Annotated in this window: 20 protein-coding genes and 1 tRNA gene; 9 read left to right on the top strand and 12 right to left on the bottom strand. The window is 65.0% G+C overall.

All coding sequences use genetic code 11. The features are described 5' to 3' along the window. The first annotated feature begins 23 nt into the window (after positions 1-23). Positions 24-1,217 carry a multidrug effflux MFS transporter gene (locus RT662_RS03090; protein ID WP_313669062.1) on the top strand — a complete coding sequence of 398 codons (1,194 nt, stop codon included), beginning with the start codon at positions 24-26 and terminating at the stop codon, positions 1,215-1,217. Further along, entirely contained in the window at positions 1,214-2,104 is an 891-nt protein-coding gene (locus tag RT662_RS03095) for an EamA family transporter (RefSeq protein ID WP_313669064.1), read from the top strand. Before RT662_RS03090 ends, RT662_RS03095 begins: the two co-directional genes overlap by 4 nt. On the opposite strand, the gene RT662_RS03100 is transcribed toward RT662_RS03095, so the two are convergent. Next, complete coding sequence (locus tag RT662_RS03100) at positions 2,080-2,712, bottom strand: glutathione S-transferase family protein (protein ID WP_313669066.1); 633 nt, start codon at positions 2,710-2,712, stop codon at positions 2,080-2,082. The two genes, RT662_RS03095 and RT662_RS03100, sit on opposite strands and share 25 nt — an antisense overlap. Before the next feature lie 33 nt (positions 2,713-2,745). On the opposite strand from RT662_RS03100, the gene arfB reads away from it, so the two are divergent. Both arfB and RT662_RS03110 read left to right on the top strand, forming a co-directional pair. Then, complete coding sequence (gene arfB, locus RT662_RS03105) at positions 2,746-3,153, top strand: alternative ribosome rescue aminoacyl-tRNA hydrolase ArfB (RefSeq protein ID WP_313669068.1); 408 nt, start codon at positions 2,746-2,748, stop codon at positions 3,151-3,153. Positions 3,154-3,246: 93 nt separating this feature from the next. Beyond that, on the top strand, positions 3,247-3,600 hold the full coding sequence (locus RT662_RS03110) for a hypothetical protein (protein WP_313669069.1): 354 nt from the start codon (positions 3,247-3,249) through the stop codon (positions 3,598-3,600). A 71-nt stretch (positions 3,601-3,671) separates the two neighbouring features. Here the strand turns inward: RT662_RS03110 and mce are convergent, their stop codons facing one another. Beyond that, a complete protein-coding gene (gene mce, locus RT662_RS03115; RefSeq protein WP_303781322.1) occupies positions 3,672-4,118 on the bottom strand; it encodes a methylmalonyl-CoA epimerase in 447 nt (148 codons plus the stop codon). 62 nt (positions 4,119-4,180) lie between these two features. On the opposite strand from mce, the gene RT662_RS03120 reads away from it, so the two are divergent. Beyond that, on the top strand, positions 4,181-4,552 hold the full coding sequence (locus RT662_RS03120) for a hypothetical protein (protein WP_313669074.1): 372 nt from the start codon (positions 4,181-4,183) through the stop codon (positions 4,550-4,552). Positions 4,553-4,556: 4 nt separating this feature from the next. On the opposite strand, the gene RT662_RS03125 is transcribed toward RT662_RS03120, so the two are convergent. Genes RT662_RS03125 through RT662_RS03135 form a run of 3 tightly spaced genes read right to left on the bottom strand, consistent with a single transcriptional unit; the run spans position 4,557 to position 7,608 of the window. After that, complete coding sequence (locus RT662_RS03125; RefSeq protein WP_313669075.1) at positions 4,557-6,101, bottom strand: DHA2 family efflux MFS transporter permease subunit; 1,545 nt, start codon at positions 6,099-6,101, stop codon at positions 4,557-4,559. Next, on the bottom strand, positions 6,098-7,129 hold the full coding sequence (locus RT662_RS03130) for an HlyD family secretion protein (RefSeq protein ID WP_313669076.1): 1,032 nt from the start codon (positions 7,127-7,129) through the stop codon (positions 6,098-6,100). Before RT662_RS03130 ends, RT662_RS03125 begins: the two co-directional genes overlap by 4 nt. Further along, positions 7,126-7,608, bottom strand: coding sequence for a MarR family transcriptional regulator (locus RT662_RS03135; protein ID WP_313669077.1), 483 nt, complete (start codon positions 7,606-7,608; stop codon positions 7,126-7,128). The genes RT662_RS03130 and RT662_RS03135 overlap by 4 nt, the downstream gene beginning before the upstream one ends. Before the next feature lie 171 nt (positions 7,609-7,779). On the opposite strand from RT662_RS03135, the gene prsK reads away from it, so the two are divergent. From prsK to RT662_RS03155, 4 genes are all read left to right on the top strand, one after another. Next, positions 7,780-9,915, top strand: a complete 2,136-nt coding sequence (gene prsK, locus RT662_RS03140; RefSeq protein ID WP_313669079.1) for an XrtA/PEP-CTERM system histidine kinase PrsK — start codon at positions 7,780-7,782, stop codon at positions 9,913-9,915. Further along, positions 9,912-11,273: a PEP-CTERM-box response regulator transcription factor gene (gene prsR / locus RT662_RS03145; protein ID WP_313669080.1), complete on the top strand. Its 1,362-nt coding sequence runs from the start codon at positions 9,912-9,914 to the stop codon at positions 11,271-11,273. The genes prsK and prsR overlap by 4 nt, the downstream gene beginning before the upstream one ends. A 44-nt stretch (positions 11,274-11,317) precedes the next feature. Then, positions 11,318-11,394: transfer RNA gene (locus RT662_RS03150), tRNA-Pro, on the top strand. Between the two features lie 130 nt (positions 11,395-11,524). Continuing rightward, the gene (locus RT662_RS03155) at positions 11,525-11,938 is read left to right on the top strand and encodes a holin family protein (protein WP_313669082.1); all 414 of its coding nucleotides are present in this window, start codon (positions 11,525-11,527) and stop codon (positions 11,936-11,938) included. A gap of 3 nt (positions 11,939-11,941) precedes the next feature. On the opposite strand, the gene RT662_RS03160 is transcribed toward RT662_RS03155, so the two are convergent. From RT662_RS03160 to RT662_RS03190, 7 genes are all read right to left on the bottom strand, one after another. Continuing rightward, positions 11,942-12,457 carry a gamma carbonic anhydrase family protein gene (locus RT662_RS03160; protein WP_313669083.1) on the bottom strand — a complete coding sequence of 172 codons (516 nt, stop codon included), beginning with the start codon at positions 12,455-12,457 and terminating at the stop codon, positions 11,942-11,944. Further along, positions 12,454-12,978: a GNAT family N-acetyltransferase gene (locus tag RT662_RS03165; RefSeq protein WP_313669085.1), complete on the bottom strand. Its 525-nt coding sequence runs from the start codon at positions 12,976-12,978 to the stop codon at positions 12,454-12,456. The genes RT662_RS03160 and RT662_RS03165 overlap by 4 nt, the downstream gene beginning before the upstream one ends. Beyond that, on the bottom strand, positions 12,975-14,012 hold the full coding sequence (gene argC / locus RT662_RS03170; protein WP_313669087.1) for an N-acetyl-gamma-glutamyl-phosphate reductase: 1,038 nt from the start codon (positions 14,010-14,012) through the stop codon (positions 12,975-12,977). The genes RT662_RS03165 and argC overlap by 4 nt, the downstream gene beginning before the upstream one ends. Continuing rightward, positions 14,012-15,007 (bottom strand): porphobilinogen synthase, encoded by a 996-nt coding sequence (gene hemB, locus RT662_RS03175; RefSeq protein ID WP_313669089.1) that lies wholly within the window; start codon positions 15,005-15,007, stop codon positions 14,012-14,014. Before hemB ends, argC begins: the two co-directional genes overlap by 1 nt. Before the next feature lie 41 nt (positions 15,008-15,048). Continuing rightward, the gene (locus RT662_RS03180) at positions 15,049-15,750 is read right to left on the bottom strand and encodes a DUF3047 domain-containing protein (protein ID WP_313669090.1); all 702 of its coding nucleotides are present in this window, start codon (positions 15,748-15,750) and stop codon (positions 15,049-15,051) included. A 129-nt stretch (positions 15,751-15,879) separates the two neighbouring features. Continuing rightward, positions 15,880-17,163 carry an MFS transporter gene (locus RT662_RS03185; RefSeq protein ID WP_313669091.1) on the bottom strand — a complete coding sequence of 428 codons (1,284 nt, stop codon included), beginning with the start codon at positions 17,161-17,163 and terminating at the stop codon, positions 15,880-15,882. A gap of 118 nt (positions 17,164-17,281) precedes the next feature. Continuing rightward, on the bottom strand, positions 17,282-17,672 hold a 391-nt coding region (locus tag RT662_RS03190), incomplete at its 5' end, for an enoyl-CoA hydratase-related protein (RefSeq protein ID WP_313669093.1).

Below are 17,672 nucleotides of genomic sequence, written 5' to 3' on the forward strand. Positions count from 1 at the left end.
CCGCACCCCCTAAAGCCCGGCGCGTGCATGCGCCCCCTGCCTCCCGCCAGCCCAGTCTGGGTGAAATCCTGCTGCTGGGATCGCTGACCGCTTTTGGCGCGGTGACAATCGATCTCTATCTGCCCACCTTGCCGGCCATCGCCCGCGATTACGGTACATCGGCGGCGGCGGTGCAGCTTACGCTGTCCACCTTCTTCGTCGGTATGGCGCTCGGGCAATTGTTCTTCGGCCCGTTGTCAGACCGGATCGGGCGGCGGCCGACCATCCTGATCGGCTGTGCCGTCTACGTGCTCGCCAGCGTTGCCTGTGCGCTGGCACCGAACATCGAAGCGCTTGTGATCGGGCGCTTCTTCCAGGCGCTTGGCTGCTGTGCCGGCATGGTCACCTGTCGCGCCATTGTGCGTGATCGGTATGACCACCGCGATTCCGCCCGCATTTTCAGCCTGTTGATGCTGGTGCTCGCGATTGCGCCCTTGCTGGCACCCACGGTGGGCGGCTGGATTGCGGCTGCTGCCGGCTGGCATGCGGTGTTCTATGTCTTTGTCGGCATTGGTTTCGCCATTTCCGCCGCTGTCGCCTGGCGGCTCGACGAAAGCCGTTCCGAAGCCACAGCCGCTGCCGCGCGCGGGCACAATGTGCTGGCCGCCTATGCCAGGCTGCTGCAGCATCGGCGGTTGATCGGCTATCTGCTGGTTGGCGCGGCCAATGGCGCCACCCTGTTCAGCTATATCGCTGCCTCGCCCGATCTGGTGGTGAATGTGTGGGGCTTTTCCGAAAGCCAGTTCGGGCTGGTGTTCGCCGTGATCGCCGTGGGCGTGGTGGGATCAAGCCAGATCAACCGTGCGCTGCTGCGTCGGCGGTCACCCGATGCCATATTGGCCTGGGCCACGATTGGCGCTGCCGTGGCCGGGGTGGCGCTATGGCTGGCAGCGCAGGCCGATGCGCCGCTCATGGTGTTTCTGCCGCTGGTGTTTGTTGCGCTTTCCTCGAACGGGCTCATTGCCGCCAATGCTTCGGCCGGGGCGCTGAATGTCGATCCGCTGCGGGCCGGGGCGATTTCCGGCCTGATGGGCGGCATCAACTTCGGTATGGGAGCTGCCGCATCGGCGCTGGCCGCGGCCATGTATGATGGCACGGCGCGGCCGCTGGCGGCCAATGTGGCCGTGGCACTGCTGGTGGCGGCGGCGGCCTATCACCTCCTCGCCAAACCGCGATGAGCAGCACCGCGCTCAGCCCCCGCGCCCTGCTGCTGGCGCTGGCGGTGGTGATGGTGTGGGGCAGCAATTTCGCCATCATCGGCGCCACGCTGCACAGCCTGCCGCCCTTGCTGTTTGCCACCCTGCGCTTTGCCGCGGTGGTGTTCCCGCTTATCTTCTTCGTGCGCCGGCCTGCCGTTTCGTGGCGCATCCTCGCCGGCTATGGCGTCGCCATCGGCGTCGGCCAGTTCGGCCTGCTGTTCATCGCAATTAACGGCTATATCGCCGCCGGCCTCGCCAGCCTGATTGTGCAGAGCCAGGTCGTCTTCACCATCGCCATGGCCATGATGACCAGCGGCGAACGGCTGAAACCACTGCAATATGGCGCGCTGGCACTGGCGATTGGCGGCGTCGCGGTGATAGCCGGCCACACCGGCGGTGAGGTCACCATCGTGGGCATCGCGCTCGTGCTGGGCGCTGCCTTTGGCTGGAGCCTGGGCAACATGGCCCAGCGCGCCGCCGGCAAGGTGGACATGCTGGGCTTCATCACCTGGTCATCGCTGTTCGCGGTGCCGCCGCTGGCCGGGCTGGCACTGTGGTTCGAAGGCTGGCCGGCAATCGAGACCGCCCTGCAGGCTACCACGCCCGCCATCTGGGCGGCGGTGGCATGGCAGGCGGTGGGCAACACGCTGTTCGGCTATGGCGCCTGGGGATGGCTGCTGGCGCGCTATCCCGCCACCAGCGTCGCGCCCACGTCGCTGCTGGTGCCGGTGTTCGGCATGGCCTCCACCGCGCTTTTCCTTGGTGAACCGCTGCCGTCGTGGAAGCTGCTGGCCGCCGCGCTGATCATCGGCGGCCTGGCGCTCAATCTGCTGGCGACGCGTCAGCCAGCAATGCGGAAATTATAGGGCTCCGTCTGCTCGGCGGCCTTGATCCACGCCGGGCGTGATTGCAGCCGCTTGGCATAGGCTGCCACGTTGGGGAAATGCGCACCCAGGCCCTGCATGGTGGCGATTTCGGCGATGAAGCTCATCATGATGTCCGCACCACTGAGCTCATTGTTCACCAGCCAGTCGTTTTCCCCCAGGCACTGGCTGAAATAGGCAACGTGCGCGCCAATCTGTTCCTGGATGCGCGGCGTCAGCGGCGCGGCGGCTTCGCCCAACCGGGCCGTGTAGAGCGCCAGCAGAAACGGCGTCATCGCCGAACCTTCGGCGAAATGCAGCCACATCAGATAATCCTCATGAGCCGCCGTCCCCGGCGCCGGCATGAAGCGGCCTTGCCCGTGTTTGCGTATGATCCAGTCGGTGATGGCGCCGCTTTCAAAGATGATCTTGCCATCGGCTTCAATCACCGGGCTCTTGCCCAGCGGATGCACGGCCTTCAGTTCCGGCGGCGCCAGATTGGTCACGGCATCGCGGTTGTAATGCCTGATCTCGTAGGGGGTGCCCAGTTCTTCCAGCAGCCACAGGATGCGCTGCGAACGGCTGTTGTTCAGATGGTGAACGATGATCATGGAATTGCCTCTGCTGATTCGGTAAAGCGCAGCATGGCCGTTTCCATCCCCGAAGACGAACTGGAAGAATCGTTCGTCCGCGCCAGCGGGCCGGGCGGCCAGAACGTCAACAAGGTCTCCTCGGCGGTGCAGCTGCGCTTTGACGTGGTGAACTCTCCCAGCCTGACCGAACCGGTGAAGCAGCGCCTGCTGCGCATCGCTGGCCGCAAGGCCACGGGTGATGGCGTGATCGTCATCACCGCCAATCGTTTTCGCGATCAGCCGCGCAACCGTGATGATGCCCGCGCCCGCCTGGCCGAAATGGTGGAACAGGCCTGCGTGCGCCCGGTGTTCCGCCGCCTCACCCGGCCCACGCTGGGATCCAAACAGCGCCGGCTGGTGGCGAAGGCCACGCGGTCTGGCGTCAAGGCAGGCCGTGGCCGGGTCACGACCGATGAGTGATTGAGGGGGATAATACGGACTTTAAATCGGGCAGCGCGCGCATTACCTTCAGGCAGCACACATTTCCCGAGTCATCCAGAAGGAGCCCCGATCATGGCTGAAGACATCAACGACATCGTCACCACCGCCTCCGATTCCGCGCATGATTTGGCCGAAACCGCTGCCAGCAAGATGGATCGTCTGAAGGCCGAGGCCGACAAGGCGATCGGCAAGGCCAAGGATGCCGCCAACGCCGCCTATGACAAGGCCGCCGCCAAGGCACGTGAACTGGCCGACGCTGCCCCGGAAAAGGCACGCGAAGTCAAGGAACGCGCCCAGAAGGTTGCCGAAGAAGGCACCGCCAAGGTGCGCACCACGGTGCAGGAACAGCCGCTCGCCGCGCTGGGTGCCGGCATTGCGCTGGGCTTCGTGGTTGGCTGGCTGCTGAGCGGCCGCAAGAAGGATTGATGCGAGGCGGCTCTGGCTGCCCCACAACCCGCGACTGGAAAGGCCGGAGCAATGCTCCGGCCTTTTCCTTGTCAGTGATGGCCTTCCGGCGGTTCCTGCATCAACTCCACCAGCACCCCGCCGGTATCGCGCGGGTGGACAAAGATCACCGGCACGCCGTGGGCGCCCATGCGCGGCTCGCCGGTGCCCAGCACGGTCGCGCCGCGCGCCCGCATCGCATCGCGCGCGGCAATGATGTCCTTCACCTCGAAACACACATGATGCTGCCCGCCATTGGGGTTCTTCTTCAGGAAGCCGTGGATGGGACTGTCGTCGCCTAGCGGTTCGATCAGCTCCAGCTGGCTGTTGGCGACATCGATGAAGGCGACGCGCACGCCTTGCGCCGGCAGATCGAATGCGGCCCGCGAAACGGTCGCGCCGAACAAGCGGCCATACATGGCCACGGCATCATCAATCGAAACGCAGGCGATGCCGACATGGTTCAATCGGCCCAAAAGCAGGGGGGGCAAATCGCTCATTCTCAGTCCTCCGATAGCCGGCTTTCCCTTGCATGGGGCGCGAAAGCCGGCAAGCTGGCGCAATGATCTATATCGTTATCAACGCCATCCCGATTGCGCTGGCCACCCTGCTGGGCCTGCTGATTGCCCAGTTCGTCGATCGGCCCAAGGGTATTGCCGGCTGGCTGGTGGCGCTGTTGGCCACGGCCTGGCTGTGCGCCATATTGGCCGGCGCGCTGATCCTGGCACCGCCGCGTGCCCCGCCGTGGGTGATGGCCATCGCCACCGCCTGGGTGATCTGGGTGGGCTTTGTGGTGCCGGCGCTGGCCACATCGCTGCTGATGGCCGGGCAGCGTTGGGGCCGCATTGGCCGGGCCTGCCTGTGGTGGCTGGTGGTGATGCAAAGCCAAGTGGTGGTGATGAAACTGGTGGGGCTCACGCCGCCGCCAGTCTGAGTGGTCACTCGGGCAGATGCACCACGTCGGCCTTTGATGCGGGCCGCTGCGGCCGGCGCAACACCAGCAGTAGTGGCAGCATGGCAAAGGCCATGAATGCCATGGCCCGATAGACATCGATATAGGCAATCATCAATGCCTGCTTGTTCACCGCGCCATCCAGCATGGCGACCACGCTGCCGGCACCGGCTGCCGCCAGGGTGGCCGGATCGGCCCAGGGCAGGTTGAACGGAGTGATGCCGCCGCCCAGATCGGCGTGCGCGGTCTGGGTCTGGCGTTCCAGCAGGGCGACCGCCAGGCTGATCCCGATCGAACCGCCGATGTTCCGCAGCAGCATGTAGATGGCCGAGGCATCGGCTCGCAGACGCATCGGCAGGCTGGCAAAGGCCATCGTGTTCAATGGCACAAAGATCAGACCCAAGCCGGCGCCCTGGAAAAACCCGGTGATCACGAACGGCTGTGCGCCCTGAGACGGGGAAAACAGGCTCATGCCCCACAAGGCGGCACCCGTGATGGTGAAGCCGGCCGTCAGCATCAGCCGCGGATCAACGCCGCGCCCGACCAGTTGCCCGGCTGCCATCATCGCCATCATCATGCCGATGCCGCGCGGCATCATCAGCGCGCCAGCCGATACCACCGGATAGCCATACAGCGTTTGCAGCATTGTTGGCAGCAGCGCGGTGGTGGCGACCAGCAGGAAGCCCACCAGCGTGATGAAAACCATGCCGGTGAGCGCGTTGCGATCGGTGAGCAGTTCGCGATCAATGATGCCGCCCGGCGTGGCCAGCGCGTGCACGCCAAAGGCCCACAGGCCGGCGATGGCGATGCCGAATTCGGCCCGCACTTCCCAGCTTTCCAGCCAGTCCAGCTGCTGGCCGCGATCAAGGCCGAGTTGCAGCGCCGCCATGCCCACGGCGAGCAGGGCAAAGCCGGTCATGTCGAAGCGCCGTTGTTCGAGCTGCGGTTCCGGCAAGATGGCCGCCGCCCAGGTCAGGCACATGATGCCGAACGGCAGGTTGATCAGGAACACCCAGCGCCAATCGAAACTGTCGGTGAGCCAGCCGCCGATCACCGGGCCCAGGATCGGCCCGACCATGATGCCAACCCCCCACCAGGCCATGGCCGGCCCGTGTTTTTCGGGCGGCCACACATCCAGAAGATAGGCCTGGCCCAGCGGCGCGATGAAGGCACCGGCGGCGCCCTGGATCATGCGGAACAGCACCATCTCTTCCAGGCTGCTGGCAATGCCGCACAGCACCGAGGCGGCGGTGAAGGCCGCGACACTCCACAGGAATAGGATGCGCCGACCGATGCGCGCCGAAAGCCAGCCGGTGAGCGGCGTGGCAATGGCGGTGGCGACGATATAGCTGGTCAGCACCCAGGTGATGCTGTCGGCCGCGGCGTTCAGGCTGGGCTGCATGTGCGGCAGCGCCACGTTGGCGATGGTGGAATCGAGGATGGTCATGAAGCTGCCCAGCATCACCACCAGGGTGACGGTGACCGGCGAGGCTCCGGATGCAGGCGCCGCAACCGGGGCAGCGCTGCTCACTTGGTGATCACCTTCACTTCAGCCGAAAGGCCGGCAATCAATGGCACTGGTGGCTTGCCATCCAGCTTGATGCGCACCGGGACGCGCTGCACCACCTTCACCCAGTTGCCGGTGGCATTCTGTGCCGGCAGCACCGAAAATTCGCTGCCGGTGCCCACCCCGATTGAGTCCACATGGCCGCGCAGCACGTGATCGGGGAAGGCATCCAGCAGCACCTCGGCATGCTGGCCCACGCGCATGTCCTGCAGCTCGGTTTCCTTGAAATTGGCTTCGACATAGGCGCTGTCGGTCACCATCACGCTGAAGGCGGCGACGCCCTGCACCATCACCTGGCCCGGCAGCACCCGGCTGGTCTGGGTGGCGATACCATTGGCCGGCGAGATCAGCTTGGTCCGCGCCAGCTCGAACGCCGCCTTGTCGCGCACGGCAGCCGCCGTCATCACCAGTGGGTGCTGCTCCACGTCCTGCACGCCATTGGCGGCGGTGCGGGCGGCTGCGTCGTCAGAAAGGGCGCGGTTCAGTTCGGCGCGGGCATTGGCCACGGCATATTGTGCCTGCTGCAACCGGGCGCGGGTGGCAAAGCCGCGGTCGAGCAAGGTCTGCTGGCGTTCCATTTCGGTGAGAGCAAAATCCAGCGCCTCGCGCTTGGCCGCCACATCGGCGGCGCTGCCACCGGTATCGTTGCGCAGACCGCGCACCTGGCGGCGCGCATCGGCCAACCGGGCTTCGGCCTGGGCCAGCGCGATGCGGAACGGGGTGTCGACCAGCTCGATCACCACCTGGCCGCGCTTCACCGGCTGGTTTTCGGCCACGAACACCCGCCGCACCCGGCTGGTGACGTCACTGGAAATCGCCAGCTTGTCGACCCGCACATAGGCGTTGTCGGTCGTCACCTGGCCCAGTCCTGAAAACCACAGCCACAGCCCGGCCGCCACAACCAGCAGCGGCACGGACAGCATGGCCACGCGGTTGCGCCAGCGAGAGGGAGACGTGGTGCTCGCTACCGGCGGATCGATGCGCTGGTTCATGTCGCCGATCCTTCGCGCATGTCCAGATTACCGCGCAGGCGCAGCAGCAGCCCCTGCAGGGCCGCTTCCTCATCGGCGCTCAACCCGGCCAGCATTTCGGCGCGGACACCCACCGCCACCGCCTGCAGTTCATTCAGGATCGGATGCGCCCGCGGTGTGAGGAACAGCCGCCAGGCCCGGCGATCGGCGGGATCGGCCCGGCGTTCCACCAGCCCGGCGTCTTCCAGCCGATCGACCATGCGGCCAACGGTGATGGTTTCCACATCAAGATGTTCGGCCAATCCAACCTGGTTGATGCCTTCTGCCCGGGCCAGTGCAATCAGCACCCGCCACTGCGCGCGGGAAACGCCGATGGAGCGCGCCTGGGCATCAAACCGGCGGCGCAGCAGGCGAGTCACATCGGAAACCAGCACGCCGATCGTATCGGGCGCGGCAAAGGGAGCGATGATCGGCTCCACTGTGGCGGCAAGTGAGTTCATGGTTCGAAAATAGCATACATGCTTATTACAAGATAGATGATCACCACTATCACAGTGATCAGCCGTCGTGGACGGGGTGGCGCTTTGGCGCGCATGGCGATAGGCTGCGGCCAGTCGTGTGCGGGGGCAGATCGTGACAGGAGTTCAGACCAGTTCGCACGGAGGGCCGGCGTGATCGCGCTCACCGAAGTCGGCCTGCTCAGCCATTTGCTGGCGTTGATCGCCTATGTTGGTCTGTTTTTCGCCGCCCTCACCAAGCAGCGCCGCGGCATCAATCTGTTGCTGGCTGGCGCCGCGTTGGTAACCGCGCTGTGGGCGGGTACATTCGCTGCGACCATGCTGATTGATCCCGGCCTGCAACCCTGGATCTCGCGGCTGCAAACCCTGAAGGTGGGGGCCTGGATCGGCGTCCTGCTCTATCTGCTGCGGCCATCATGGCTGGGCGGCGAGGGCGAGGGTCGCTCGGCCTTCTGGGTTGGCGGCATTCTCGGCTTCGTCCTCACCCTGCAGTTCGTCATCGATGTTGCGGGCGCCGGGCAAAGCGCCCTTGTGGGTGAAGGCGATGTGGTGGCCAGCCTGTTCCTGGTGATCCGCATTGCGGCGTCGGTTACCGGTCTGGTGCTCAGCCACAATCTCTACATCGCGTCACGGGGTGGCCAGCTGTCCGGCATCCGCCTGCTCGCCATCGGCTTGGCTGGCCTGTTCCTCTATGACCTGAATTTTTACACGCTGGCCTTCCTGCTGCCGCCCGCCTCGGTCGATCTCTTCAATATCCGCGGTGCCGTGAATGCGCTGCTGGTGCTGCTGTTCCTGTTTGCCACGCGCGACGCCTGGGTGCGCGGCGCGCGGGTATCGCGCAACGTTGCCTTCCAGACCGTCGCCTTCTCCGGCGTTGGTTTCTACCTGATCGCCATGTCGCTGCTGGCCTATGCGCTGAAGCTGGTGGGCGGCAATTGGGGCACGCTGCTGCAGGTCAGCTTCATGTTTGCCACCATCATGCTGGCCGCGGTGATCCTGGTTTCGGATCGGTTCCGGGCCTGGCTGCGGGTCGCGATCGCGCGCAATTTCTATCGCTACCGCTATGACTACCGCAACGAGTGGCTGCGCTTCATCGCCACGGTTTCGGCGCCGGGCGATGCGCAAGGGTTGCCCGAACGCGTGGTGCAGGCCGTGGCCAGCGTGCTGGAAGCGCGCGGCGGCTGGCTGCTGGTGCCCGATGATGATCGCCTGAACCCGGGTGCCACCTGGCAGATGGCCGACCGCCCACCTGAATCGCTGGTCATGGACAGTCCGTTGGTGGACTGGCTGCGGCAGGATCGGCTGCTCGATCTTGAAATGGTGCGCGATCGTGAACTGCCCGATGCGCCAGAGCTTCCGGCCTGGCTGGCGGCGGACCGGCGCTATTGGCTGGTGCTGCCGGCCTTCAACCGCGATGCGCTGGCCGGTGTGCTGTTGATCGGCCGCAGCCTGGTGCCGCGCCGGCTGGGCTGGGAAGACGAGGAATTGCTCAAAACACTGGGCCGGCAGGTTGGCAGCTATGTCGCCGAAAGCCGTGGCCAGTCCGCCCTCGATGAAGCGCGCCGGTTCGAGGAGTTCAACCGCCGTTTTGCCTTCATCCTGCACGATATCAAGAATCTGGTCAGCCAGCTCAGCCTGCTGGCCCGCAATGCCGAACGCCACGCCGACAACCCGGAATTCCGTGCCGACATGGTGACAACCCTGAAGGAATCGGTGGGCAAGATGAACGCCCTGTTGTCGTGGCTGTCGCAGCGCGCCACGGGTTTGCCGGCCGCCGATGCACCAGTGCCTATCGCCAGTCTGCTTGGCCTGCTGGTGAAGTCGCGGGCTGGCGTCTGGCCCGCCCTTACCCTGCAACTGGACGACAAGGCTGATCGCGCAATGGTCTCCGGCGATGCCACGCGGTTGGAACAGATGTTCGCGCATCTGCTGCAAAATGCCATCGATGCCTCCCCGGCCGGCGCGCCGATCCGCTTCGACGTGGCGGTGGCGGGCACCGAACTGGTTGTCGCCCTTGCCGATCGCGGCCACGGCATGTCGGCCCGATTCATCAGGCAGGAACTGTTCCAGCCGTTCACCTCGACAAAGGCCGGCGGCTTTGGCATCGGCGCCTATGAAGCGCGGGAGATTGCCCGCGCCCACGGCGGACGGCTTGACGTGGCCAGCCGTGAAGGCGAAGGCACAAGCTTCACCATCACCCTGCCGCTTGCTGGCAATGGAGCAGGTGGGGGCGCAGGCGGGGGCGCAGGCGGCGATCCCGCGCTGATGGTGCAAGGGGGACAGGCGTGAGTGAAAAGCCAAAACTGCTGGTGGTGGAAGATGATGCCGGCCTGCAGCGCCAGTTGAAGTGGAGTTACGAGGACCAGGAGGTGATCCTGGCCGGTGACCGTGAGGCCGCGCTGGAGGCGTTGCGGACGCATCAGCCGGCGGTGGTGACGCTGGATCTGGGCCTGCCGCCCGATCCCGATGGCGTGTCGGAAGGCTTTGCCACGCTGGAAATCATCCTGGCCACGCGCCCCAACACCAAGGTGATCGTCGCTTCCGGTCACGGCGCCCGCGAAAGCGCGCGGCGCGCCATCGCCATGGGCGCCTTCGATTTCTATCACAAGCCGGTCGACATTGATGAACTCGGCCTGATCGTGCGCCGTGCCTATCATGTGGCGGAACTGGAAGCGGAAAACCGTCGTCTCGCCGAAGCCGGCAACACGGGTGACAGGGTGCTGGGTGGCATCGTCACGGCTGCGCCCGAGATGATCAAGGTGGCCCGCATGGTGGAGCGCGTTGCCACGGCCAATGTCTCGGTGATGCTGCTGGGCGCATCGGGTACTGGCAAGGAACTGCTGGCCAAGGGGCTGCACAACGCCTCGGCACGGGCAGGCGAGGCATTCGTGGCGATCAATTGCGCCGCCATTCCGGAGAATCTGCTGGAATCGGAATTGTTCGGTTATGAAAAAGGCGCCTTCACCGGCGCCGTGAAAACCCAGCCCGGCAAGATCGAGATGGCCGAAGGCGGGACGCTGTTCCTGGATGAAGTGGGGGATATTCCACTGCCGCTGCAGGTGAAACTGCTGCGCTTCCTGCAGGAACGCGTGATTGAACGGGTGGGCGGCCGCAAGACCATCCCGGTTGATGTGCGCATCGTGTGCGCCACCCACCAGGATCTGGACGCGATGATCGCCGAAGGGCGCTTCCGTGAAGATCTGTTCTACCGCCTTGCCGAAATCGTTGTGCGCATCCCCGGGCTGAAGGAACGGCCCGGTGATGCCGTGCTGCTGGCGCAGTATTTCCTTACCCGCTTTGCGCGTGAAAATGGACGGGATTTCAAGGGTCTTACCCCTGATGCAATCGCCGCCATCTCCGATTGGCCATGGCCGGGCAATGTGCGCGAACTGGAAAACCGCATGAAGCGCGCCGTGATCATGGCCGAAGGCAGCCGCCTTACCGCAGCCGATCTCGATCTGGTCAACAGCAGCGACGAAGCCGCCCTTACATTGAAGGTCGCGCGCGAGAATGCCGATCGTCAGGCCATTCGTCGGGCGATGCTGCGCGCCGATGGCAATGTCAGCACGGCGGCCAAGTTCCTGGGGGTGAGCCGGCCGACGCTCTACGACCTGCTCAAGCAATATGGGCTCGAGAACGCCGCCTGAGGGGGTTGCATCGGGCGGCAATAGCCCCTAAGCCCGCCTCGGCTCGGAGCGTAGCGCAGCCTGGTAGCGCATCAGACTGGGGGTCTGGAGGTCGCAGGTTCGAATCCTGTCGCTCCGACCATTTTCTTCAGACATTCAGTCAAGCGGTTGCGCCCCTCTCACGGGGAGCGGTCATGGCGCGCTTGGCACCTGTCCTACGCGAACCAATATGGTTAAATTAGGCCTTCCATCTCACCGGAAAGGCTTGTCTCATGTCCATTCTCAATGCCCTGATTGCCCCGGTTGCCGGCTTGCTCGACAAGATCATTCCCGATCCCAAGGCGCGGGACGCCGCGAAGATCGAGCTGATGAAGCTGCAGAACAGCCAGGAGCTCGAGCTGCTTTCCACCCAGCTTTCCGCCATTGTCGCTGAATCCGCCAGCAATGATCCCTGGACCAGCCGGGCGCGGCCCAGCTTCCTCTATGTCATGTATGCGCTGCTGATGTGGTCGATACCGATGGGCCTGATCGCCGCTGTCCAGCCGCAGATGGCCAATGATATCGCTGCCGGCATGACCCGCTATCTGAATGGCCTGCCCGAACCGCTCTATGCCCTGTTCGGCACCGGCTATCTTGGCTACACCGCCGCTCGCCAGTGGGGCAAGGTGAAGGGCGTTGACAAATAAGCCTTATCCGCCCGTTCGATAGACCTGCGCCAGCCTGGCATAGCCGGCCGCCCCGGCCCGATTGCCGGCAATCTCGGCCGCCGTCAGGCTGCGCAGGAACTTCGCCGGCCGCCCGGCCCACAATTCGCCGCTCTTGACCACCTTGCCCGGTGTCAGCAGTGCGCCGGCGGCCAGCATGGCGTCGCCTTCCACCACCGCCCCATCCAGCACGACTGCCCCCATGCCAACGAAGGCGTGATTCTCGATCCGGCAGCCATGAATGATGCAGGCGTGACCGATCAGCACGTCACTACCGATGTGGGTATCGAACCGGCCGCCGGTGACGTGCACGATCGTGCCATCCTGAAGATTGGTCCGCTCCCCCACCGTTATCCGACCCACGTCGCCGCGCAGGACGCAGTTGAACCAGATCGAACTGCCGGCACCGATGCTCACCTTGCCAATCACGTGGGCGCCGGGCGCGATGAACACGTCATCGGCAATCTGCGGCATTTCCAAACCAAATGGGTGAATACTCATGCAAGCGCCTCGTAGACGCTGTGCCGCTTCAATGGGCTGCCTTCGGCCACGCGTGGGTGATCGAAATCCAGGTCGGCCCGGCGCTGCATCCCCAATCGTTCCATCAGCCCCCAACTGCGCATATTGGCCGGCACGGTGAAGCTGACGATGCGCGTCAGGCCATGCGCGAAGCCCCAATCCAGGCAGACCTGCGCGGCTTCACGAGCAAATCCCTGGCCCCATGCTGCGCGCACCAGCCGCCAGCCAATCTCGACCTCGCCGGCGACCGGGCATAAGAAATTGACCCTGTTCAGCCCGCAAAAACCGATGAAGTCGCCGCTGTCTCGCCGTTCCACAGCCCAGAAACCAAAGCCCTGATCGGCCAGCATCAGCCCGATGCGATCCACCATCGCATCGCTTTCGGCGCGGCTGAGCAGCGCCGGGAAATGCGCCATCACCTCTGGGTCTGCCCCCATGGCGGCAAAGGGCACCCGGTCTGATTCCTGCCACGGCCGGATGATCAGGCGAGGCGTTTCGATCACGGGAACAGCGGGGCCTGTTCCAGCCCCATGGTTTCCGGCAGGCCAAACATCAGGTTGAAATTCTGGATGGCCTGGCCCGACGAGCCCTTCACCAGATTGTCGATGGCGGCGATGACAATGGCGCGGCCCGGCACGCGATCGGCAAACACGTTGATCACCACGTGGTTCGATCCGCGCACCATGCGGGTGGCCGGGGCCACGCCGGCGGGCAGCAGATGCACGAACGGCTCATCTGTGTAGGCATCGGCCAGCACTTCGCGCAGATAATCCGGCCCATGCGGTGTTTCCACGATGCAGGTGACCAGTTCACCGCGGTTCATCGGGATCAGGTGCGGCGTGAAGCTGATTGTCACCGGGCGGCCAGCGCGGAGCGACAATTCCTGCTCCATCTCCGGCATGTGGCGGTGATGGCCGATGCCATACGGGTGAACGGCTTCGGCCACTTCACCAAACAGGTTCGCTTCCTTCAGGCTACGACCCGCGCCCGACACACCCGAAAGCGCGTTGACGGTGATATTGTCCCCACCAATTGCGTGCGCCGCGACCAGCGGCAGCAGTGCCAGCAGCACGGCGGTGGGATAACAGCCGGGGCAGGCGGCGATCCGCGCGCCGGGCAGTGCCTCGCGGGCAAATTCGGTCAGGCCATAGACGGCCTCTGGCAGCAGCGTCGGCGCCGGGTGCGCGCCGCCATACCAGTGCGCATAGGTGGCAGCATCCTTCAGCCGGAAATCTGCCGAAAGATCGATGATGCGCGGCCCGGTGATGGTGGACAGCAGCTCCGCCGAGGCGGCATGCGGCAGGCAACCGAACACCGCATCGATCGCACTGAAATCAATCGCATCGGCCTTCACCAGCATGGGCAACGCCGGGTACATCGCGAAGTGCGGCCAGATCTGCGCCATCGTCTGCCCAGCCTTGGCATTGGCGGCGAGCGCGGCGATCTCGATCATCGGGTGGGTCAGCGCCAGTCGTACGAGTTCGGCCCCGGTATAGCCCGAAGCCCCCAATACCGCGATGCGCAAGTGTTCGCCCATCACGCCCCCAGCAGTCGCGCAGCCAGCGGCGCGTGATAGGTCAGCACGCCGTTGCAGCCCGCGCGGCGGAAGCTCATCAAGGCTTCCAGCACGCCCTTGTTGCGATCGAGCACGCCCGCGGCAATCGCGGCTTCCAGCATCGCGTATTCGCCGCTCACCTGATAGGCGAACACCGGCACATCGAAGGCGTCGCGGATGGCGCGGATGATGTCCAGGTACGGCATCCCCGGCTTCACCATCACAGAATCCGCCCCTTCCGCGATGTCCAGCGCCACTTCGCGCAGTGCCTCGCGGGCATTGGCCGGGTCCATCTGATAGGTTTTCTTGTCGCCCTTCAGCACGCCGCCGCTGCCCACAGCATCGCGATAGGGGCCATAGAAGGCCGAGGCATATTTGGCCGAATAGGCCATGATCTGCGTGTTGTGGAACCCGTCTGCCTCCAGGCCGGTGCGAATGGCTGCGACGCGGCCATCCATCATGTCTGACGGGGCGATGATATCGCAGCCGGCGCGGGCCTGGTTCAGCGACTGGCCAACCAGCATATCCACCGTGGCGTCGTTCAATATCTCGCCGGCGTCAGACAGCAGCCCATCGTGGCCGTGGCTGGTGTAGAGATCGAGCGCCACATCGGTGAGCACACCGATTTCGGGCGCCGCATCCTTGATGGCGCGGATGGCGCGGCAGATCAGATTATCCGGGTTGAGCGCTTCCTTGGCATCCTCAGTGCGCCGATCGGCCGAGGTGTGCGGAAACAGCGCGACGGCCGGAATGCCCAGGCTCGCCGCTTCCTTTGCGGCCTTGGCCAGCCGATCCACCGACAGGCGCGACACGCCCGGCATGGTGCCCACCGGCGTTTCCACATCATGCCCCTCGGTGGGGAACAGCGGCCAGATCAGATTGGCCGGGGACAGGCTGGTTTCGCGATGCAGATCGCGGCTCCAGGCGGTCATGCGGGTCCGGCGCAGGCGCGCGGCGGGGAAGGTGGCGTGAGTCATGATGGTGGATTAGCCGGCCAAAGCGGCGCTGTCACGCGGCCTCAGAACACGGCCAGCGGCTTGCCCGTCGTGCCAGGGTTCAGCACGATGTCGCCGAAATGCGCGGTGGCCTCGCCCTGCTGGATGATGGTGTTGGCGATGAACCACACCTGCACGATGCGGCCGGGCTGTTCCGGGCCAACATGTTTGGCGTAATCGGCGGCGATATTGCGGCTTTCCGCCAGCCATTTGCCGACGTCGCCGCCGCCGGAACGGACGACGACATGATATTCGCGCCCCGTCCAGCCGGGCAGCGGGCAATCGAAGCCGAACTCCTTGTCCAGGCTGGAGCTCCACATGTAGGTGAGATCCTTGCCGTTCTCGAACTTCACCGCGATGCTGAAATAGTCATGGTTGGCCGCCGCCGTCTCGGGCAGCTTCGAGGGGATCTGGTCGATCTTCCAGCGCCATTTGAGCTGCGTCGTCGCCGTCAGCGGCACATCGACATCGCGGGTGAGGATGCCGGCATTCTTTTTGGTGTGCACATGCATCCGCGTTTTCGGCCCGCCTTCGCCCTTCTGGCGCGGCACGATGCGATAGATATCGGCCGGGCCGAGGACCGCGAGTTCGGGCAGATAGGCCCAGCCTTCCGGCGGAACCGCCAGACCCGGCTTGGCGGCGGGGACGACATTCGGCACGGCGTCCGCGGCGGGTTGGGCGGTTGCGGCCAGGGCCATCAGGCCGGCAAGGAGCGGTACGGCCACGCGGATTGCTGCTGTCATCTTATCGTCCCCCGGATGATGTTGGATGCACGCTGCGCGACACGCCGCCCCTTGGGAGCTGGAGCTCAGCTTATGCCTTCACCGGCAGAAGGCAACAGCCGCCGATTGTCCTCATTCCCGCGTCGCTGCTGCCGCGCTTTGCTGGCGCAGGATGTTCAACAGGACAACGCTCACCACAGCGCCTGCCGCGATGGCGGCGAGGCCGGCGCCATAGCTGCCGGTGGCATCGCGGGCGACGCCGAAGCCGCTGGTGGCCATGAAGCTGCCGAACTGGCCGAAGGTGTTGACCGCGGCGATGCTGACCGCGCGGTGGCGTTCGTGCAGGCCTTCGGTCAGCGCAGCGTAGAATATCGAATGCACCGGCAGGATTGTCGCGCCGATCAGCAGGGCGGCAATGATGGCCACCACCGGCAGGTCTGACACGGCAAGCGCGAAGAAGGCGCCGGCGCCCACCAACCAAGGCAGCATGACATGCCAGAAGCGTTCCTGCCGCCGGTCGCTACGTGCGGAGAGGCCGAGCAACATGACGACGCCCACGCCGCCGCACACCGCCGTCAACTGCCCGACGCTGCTGGTAGAAAAGCCGGTCTTTTCGGCCAGGATCAGCTGCATCGTCACCAGATAGGCGTTGAGGCCGCCGGTACAGAGAAACCAGACGATGCCGAACATCAGCACCCGGCGGTCGGAAATGGCCTTGAACACGCTTTCATGCGCGGTGCTGGTGCTGGCTTCAGCGGCCAGCGCGCCGGTCAGCCAGCGGCGTTCGTCCGGCGCCAGCCAGTGCACGCGGTCCGGCGCATCCGGCAGATAGCGCCAGATGGTGAAACCCATCGCGATGGCCGGGCAGGCTTCCAGCAGGAACAGCCATTGCCAGCCGTGCAGGCCCGACAGGCCTTCAAGGCTCAGGATCGGCCCCGAAATCAGGCCCATGACGATCTGCGTTACCGGTTGGGCCACGTAAAAGCGGCTGATGACCCGGCCGCGCCACTGCGCCGGAAACCATAGGCTGGCGTAAAACAGGATGGCCGGGAAGAAGCCGGCTTCGGCGGCGCCGAGCAGGAAGCGCAATGCGTAAAACTGCATCGGCGTCGTCACGAACATTTGGGCTGCGGAAATCACGCCCCAGCTGATCATGATCCGCGTCACCCACAGGCGGGTGCCAAAGCGCATCATCAGCATGTTCGATGGCACTTCGAGCAGGGCATAGCTGACGAAGAAGATGCCGCCGGCAAAGCCGAACACGCTGGCCGAAAAGCCGAGATCGGCGTTCATCGTCTGGGCGGCAAAGCTGATGTTGGCGCGATCGATGATGGCGATCATGTAGGCGAAGAACAGCAAGGGCAGCAGCCGCAGCTGCGCCTTCCTCATCACCCGTTCGGGCAGGCCAAGCGCCAAGCCCTCAGCCGATGCCGCAGACGTTCCTGTTGTCATGTCGGCTGCCCCCGCCCCATTGGCGGGAGCATGGCCGCTGCCAGCATCGCCGTCCAGCCCAGCCAGGCAGGCCGGCGCGGGATCAGCGGCCGGTGAAGCGCGCCGGCCGCTTTTCGAGGAAATGCGCGACGCCTTCCTTGAAATCCTCCGATGCAAAGCTGCCGGCCATGTCGGCATCGGCAGCGGCAATGGCTTCGCCCAGCGATTCAAACTGGGCGTTCCACAATTCGCGCTTCATTTCGCGCAGCGAGCGGGGTGACACGTCGTTGGCCAGCATCTTCGCATAGGCCATCACCCCGGCTTCGAACTCGGCCGCCGGGAAAACGCGCGTCACCAACCCCAGCGAAAGCGCCTCGGCGGCATCGACCTTGCGCGATGAAAACAGCAGATCAGCCGCCGCGGCAAAACCGATCAGGCGCGGCAACAACCACGAGATGCCGTGTTCGGCGATCAGCCCGCGCTTGGAAAAGGCG

The organism is Sandarakinorhabdus sp. (assembly GCF_032115815.1).
Taxonomy (GTDB): domain Bacteria; phylum Pseudomonadota; class Alphaproteobacteria; order Sphingomonadales; family Sphingomonadaceae; genus Sandarakinorhabdus.

What these genes read in the sequence shown, in the direction of transcription:
- RT662_RS03095 (WP_313669064.1), top strand. Translation starts at nt 1,214, where the DNA reads ATGAGCAGCACCGCGCTCAGCCCCCGCGCCCTGCTGCTGGCGCTGGCG.
- RT662_RS03100 (WP_313669066.1), bottom strand. Translation starts at nt 2,712, where the DNA reads ATGATCATCGTTCACCATCTGAACAACAGCCGTTCGCAGCGCATCCTG.
- arfB (WP_313669068.1), top strand. Translation starts at nt 2,746, where the DNA reads ATGGCCGTTTCCATCCCCGAAGACGAACTGGAAGAATCGTTCGTCCGC.
- RT662_RS03110 (WP_313669069.1), top strand. Translation starts at nt 3,247, where the DNA reads ATGGCTGAAGACATCAACGACATCGTCACCACCGCCTCCGATTCCGCG.
- mce (WP_303781322.1), bottom strand. Translation starts at nt 4,118, where the DNA reads ATGAGCGATTTGCCCCCCCTGCTTTTGGGCCGATTGAACCATGTCGGC.
- RT662_RS03120 (WP_313669074.1), top strand. Translation starts at nt 4,181, where the DNA reads ATGATCTATATCGTTATCAACGCCATCCCGATTGCGCTGGCCACCCTG.
- RT662_RS03130 (WP_313669076.1), bottom strand. Translation starts at nt 7,129, where the DNA reads ATGAACCAGCGCATCGATCCGCCGGTAGCGAGCACCACGTCTCCCTCT.
- RT662_RS03135 (WP_313669077.1), bottom strand. Translation starts at nt 7,608, where the DNA reads ATGAACTCACTTGCCGCCACAGTGGAGCCGATCATCGCTCCCTTTGCC.
- RT662_RS03155 (WP_313669082.1), top strand. Translation starts at nt 11,525, where the DNA reads ATGTCCATTCTCAATGCCCTGATTGCCCCGGTTGCCGGCTTGCTCGAC.
- RT662_RS03160 (WP_313669083.1), bottom strand. Translation starts at nt 12,457, where the DNA reads ATGAGTATTCACCCATTTGGTTTGGAAATGCCGCAGATTGCCGATGAC.
- argC (WP_313669087.1), bottom strand. Translation starts at nt 14,012, where the DNA reads ATGGGCGAACACTTGCGCATCGCGGTATTGGGGGCTTCGGGCTATACC.
- hemB (WP_313669089.1), bottom strand. Translation starts at nt 15,007, where the DNA reads ATGACTCACGCCACCTTCCCCGCCGCGCGCCTGCGCCGGACCCGCATG.